Source organism: Dietzia cercidiphylli, assembly GCF_014145145.1.
GTDB lineage: Bacteria > Actinomycetota > Actinomycetes > Mycobacteriales > Mycobacteriaceae > Dietzia > Dietzia natronolimnaea.
On the sequence record NZ_JAALEA010000479.1, the window covers coordinates 1 to 4,270 of the forward strand.

Annotated in this window: 6 protein-coding genes; all 6 read left to right on the forward strand. The window is 70.0% G+C overall.

All coding sequences use genetic code 11. The features are described from left to right. Positions 1-673: M16 family metallopeptidase (locus G6028_RS15900; RefSeq protein WP_182659454.1), on the forward strand; the 673-nt coding region annotated here is incomplete at its 5' end. A gap of 34 nt (positions 674-707) precedes the next feature. Next, entirely contained in the window at positions 708-1,457 is a 750-nt protein-coding gene (gene dapB / locus G6028_RS15905; protein ID WP_179526256.1) for a 4-hydroxy-tetrahydrodipicolinate reductase, read from the forward strand. Positions 1,458-1,465: 8 nt separating this feature from the next. Then, complete coding sequence (locus G6028_RS15910) at positions 1,466-1,945, forward strand: hypothetical protein (protein ID WP_179525426.1); 480 nt, start codon at positions 1,466-1,468, stop codon at positions 1,943-1,945. Then, a complete protein-coding gene (locus G6028_RS15915; protein ID WP_179525425.1) occupies positions 1,942-2,394 on the forward strand; it encodes a flavodoxin family protein in 453 nt (150 codons plus the stop codon). The genes G6028_RS15910 and G6028_RS15915 overlap by 4 nt, the downstream gene beginning before the upstream one ends. 36 nt (positions 2,395-2,430) lie before the next feature. After that, a complete protein-coding gene (gene thyX, locus G6028_RS15920) occupies positions 2,431-3,183 on the forward strand; it encodes an FAD-dependent thymidylate synthase (protein WP_179525424.1) in 753 nt (250 codons plus the stop codon). Between the two features lie 85 nt (positions 3,184-3,268). Then, positions 3,269-4,189 (forward strand): 4-hydroxy-tetrahydrodipicolinate synthase, encoded by a 921-nt coding sequence (gene dapA, locus G6028_RS15925; RefSeq protein WP_182609553.1) that lies wholly within the window; start codon positions 3,269-3,271, stop codon positions 4,187-4,189. Positions 4,190-4,270 lie beyond the last annotated feature (81 nt).

Consider the following 4,270-nt stretch of genomic DNA (forward strand, 5'->3'; position numbering starts at 1 on the left):
CCCGGCGGGAGCCGCGACGGTCGGGGCCGCCGCACCCACCTCCGGCCAGGCGGCCGGGCACCCGGGCTGGGCCCCGTCGTCGGTTCTGGTGGGGGAGGACGACGACTCCGAGCAGGTGCTCCTGGCTCTGGCACGGAGGACACCGTCCCGCGATCACCGGGACCGCGCCGCGGCACAGGTCGCGACCGCGGTGCTCGGCGGTGGACTGAGTTCCCGACTGTTCCAGCGGGTCCGCGAGGAGCTCGGGCTGGCCTACACCGTGTACGCGTCGATGGACCAGTTCCGTGCGACCGGACTCGTCTCGGTCGTCGCCGGCAGCCCCGTCGGGCGGGTGGACGCCCTCAGCGGTGCGCTGGCCGAGGTCGTCGCCGGGATGGTGAACGATCCCCCGTCCGGCGACGAGGTCGACCGCGCGATCGGGCACCTCACCGGATCGATCAGGCTCGGGCTGGACGACCCACTGTCGCGGATGACGCGGATCGGCCGCCACCTGCTGGACCGCGACACTGTGGTGACCGTCGGGGAGTCGCTCCACCGGCTCCGCACCGTGCACCGCGACGACGTGGCGGACTACTGGACGGGCGAGACCGCGCCCTGGTGTCTGGCGGCCGTCGGGCCGGGCATGCCCGATGCCGGCGGCGCGGCTGATCTGCTCGCCGGCGTGGGCGGATAGGCTGGTGAGCGGTGTGACGACCGATGAGGAGACGATGACGGTGACGAAGGTCGGAGTGCTCGGTGCACGCGGCAAGGTGGGCACGGCGATCTGCGAGGCGGTTCGCGCGGCGGAGGACATGGAACTCGTCGCCGAGGTGGACCAGGGCGACCGGCTGCAGATGCTCACCGACGCCGGCGCGGAGGTGGTCGTGGACTTCACGCACCCCGACGTGGTGATGGACAACCTCGACTACTGCATCACACACGGCATCCACGCCGTGGTCGGCACGACCGGCTTCACCGACGAGCGGTTGGAGACACTGCGCGGACTGCTCGCGTCCCACCCGGATACCGGGGTGCTCGTGGCACCCAACTTCGCGATCGGAGCCATCCTCATGATGCGCTTCGCGGTCCAGGCGGCGAGGTATTTCCCCTCGGCCGAGATCGTGGAACTGCACCACCCGAACAAGGCCGACGCACCCTCGGGTACGGCACACCGCACGGCGGAGATGATGGCCGCCGCCCGCGCCGCGGCAGGGATGGGGCCCTCCCCGGACGCCACCTCCACCGAGCTGGAGGGGGCGCGGGGCGCAGATGTCGGCGGGGTGAGGGTGCACTCGGTCCGCGTGACCGGCCTGATCGCGCACCAGGAGGTCCTCCTGGGTACACAGGGGGAGACCCTGACCATCAGGCACGATTCCCTCGATCGCTCCTCCTTCGCGCCCGGTGTGCTCCTGGGCGTACGGTCGATCGCGGGCGCTCCGGGACTCACCGTTGGGCTCGACGCCTTCATGGATCTGTAGGCCGGCCCGTGGACAGAGTCGTCAAGCCGCTGGTCATGGCCCTCACGGCGGTGGGTCTGGTGGTGGCGTTCGGTTACCTGCTCTACCTCGGGTGGTCCATGATCAGCCGGTCCGAGTACCTCGCCATGCGTGGACTGGGCGTCGGGATCGTCCTGCTCACCGTCGTCGGGGCGTGGGCGATGTGGGCGATCCTGCGGAACGGATTCGAACTCCAGCGGATCTCCGCCGCGGCAGCCCAGGAGGGGATCGAACTCGATGTCTCCGACCTGGACCACCGCCCGTCCGGGCGACTCGAGCACGCCGCCGCCGATGAGCTGTTCGACCGCGTCAGTGCGGAGTACCAGGCGTCTCCGGACGACTGGCGTACCAACTACCGGTTGGCCCGCGCCTACGACCACGCGGGCGACCGCCTCCGTGCCCGTGAGGTGATGCGGGCGGCCATCGCCCTGCGGGAGGCGGAGTCCTCCGGGACCGGGGATCCGCGATGAGCACCGTCCTCGTGGTCCACCACGCTCCGTCCCCCAGGCTCCGACGAATCCTGGAGGCACTGGAGAGGGGTCTGGCCCATCCCGACCTCGAGGGCATCGAGGTCGAATCAGTGCCCGCACTTGCGACCACCGACGACCACGTTCTCCGTGCGGACGGCTACGTCCTGCTCACCCCGGCCAACTTCGGCTACATGTCCGGTGCACTCAAGCACTTCTTCGACCGCACGTACTACACCTGCGAGGGTGCGGTGGCCGGTCGGCCCTACGCCCTCTGCGTGCACGGGGACAACGACACCTCCGGGGCGGTGGCCTCGGTCGAACGGATCACCACCGGGTGGGACCTCCGCCAGGTCGCCCCGGCCCTACAGCTCACCGGCGAGCCCGGTCGTGAGGAACTCGACACCGCGTCCGAGGTCGCCGCGACGGTCGCCGCACACCTTCTCGGCTGACCCGCCGGGCGACACGACACAAGAGGGAGTCCCACCATGTCCGAGCTCGTCCGGCGGCAGGTCCGCATGGTCGCGCACACCGCGTTCACCCCACCCGACGAGATCGGTTGGGAGACGGATGCGGACGGCGGCTCCGCCCTGGCCGAGTTCGCCGGCCGCGCCTGCTACCAGAGCTGGGACAAACCCAACCCGCGCACCGCGTCGAACGCCGGGTACCTGAGGCACATCCTCGAGGTGGGGCACCTCTCGGTGTTCGAGCACGCGAGCGTGACGTTCTACATCACCGGTATCTCCAGGTCGTGCACCCACGAGCTCATCAGGCACCGCCACTTCTCCTACAGCCAGCTGTCGCAGCGGTTCGTCCCGGAGCATGATTCCAAGGTGGTGCCCCCGCCCGCGATCGCCGACGACCCGGAGCTGGTGGAGATCTTCCGCCGCGCCACCGACGCGTCGCGGGAGGCCTACGCGGAGATGCTCGCCAAGCTCGAGGAGAGGTTCGCCGACGTCCCCAACCCGATGCTGCGTCACAAGCAGGCCCGGCAGGCCGCGCGGTCGGTCCTGCCCAACGCCACCGAGACCCGCATCGTGGTGACCGGCAACTACAGGTCGTGGCGGCACTTCATCGGAATGCGGGCGACCGAGCACGCGGACACCGAGATCCGAGGACTGGCGATCGACGTCCTGCGTCAGTTGCGACAAGCGGCGCCGGCGGTGTTCTCCGATTTCGAGATCACCTCGCTGGAGGACGGCTCCGAGATCGCGGTGAGCCCCTACGTCCTGGAGGGATGAACCGGTTCACCGGGTCGGAATCGGGACTTCCCGTGGTCTGCGGGTAGTCTGGGAGGCCATGACACACGTGACCACTGGGGGCCCGATGTCGGCAGACGGTCGGCCGGCCCCCACCCGACCCGGACGCCCCACGCCGTTCGGCACGGTGCTCACGGCGATGGTCACCCCGTTCGGGTCCGACGGTTACGTCGACCTGAAGGCCGTCGCACGTGTCGCGGAACACCTCGTGGAGTCGGGGTGCGACGGTCTCGTCGTGTCCGGGACCACGGGAGAGTCGCCCACCACCACGGACGCGGAGAAGATCGCGGTTCTCGAGGCCGTTCTGGCCGCGGTGGGGGACAGGGCGACGGTGGTGGCCGGAGTCGGGACATACGACACCGCACATTCCGTGCACCTCGCGCGCCAGGCGGCGTCCGTCGGTGCCCACGGCATGCTCGTGGTGACCCCGTACTACTCCAAACCCACCCAGGCCGGACTCGACGCCCACTTCCGGGCGATCGCCGACGCCACCGACCGACCGGTGATGCTCTACGACATCCCACCGCGGTCAGTGGTCCCGATCCAGGCGGAGACGCTCATCGGACTGTCGTCCCACCCGAACATCGTCGCCGTCAAGGATGCCAAGGGCGACTTCCACGACGCGGTCACGGTGATGTCCCACTGCGACCTCGTCTACTACTCGGGCGACGACCAACTCAACCTCCCGTGGCTGGCCGTGGGAGCCAGCGGTTTCGTCAGCGTGATCGGCCACGTGGCCGCCGCGCGCCTCGTCGAGCTGCGCCGCGCCTTCCTCGCGGGCGAGGTCGACACCGCGCGACATATCAACCTCGGACTCCTCCCGCTCTTCGACGCCCAACGGGCGCTCGGCGGCGTGTCGATGTCCAAAGCAGCACTAGAACTTCTCGGGATCCCGGCCGGAGTGCCGCGACTCCCGCAGTTACCACCGACCACCGAGCAACGGGACGCACTGGCGTCGCTGTTGCACAGAGCAGGAGTCATCAGATGACGGAGAACCCGACCAACAGCCGCGGACGCGGCCGGACCCGCCGCGCTGCCGGCCGCCCCACCGGCGAGCCCGCACCCGCGA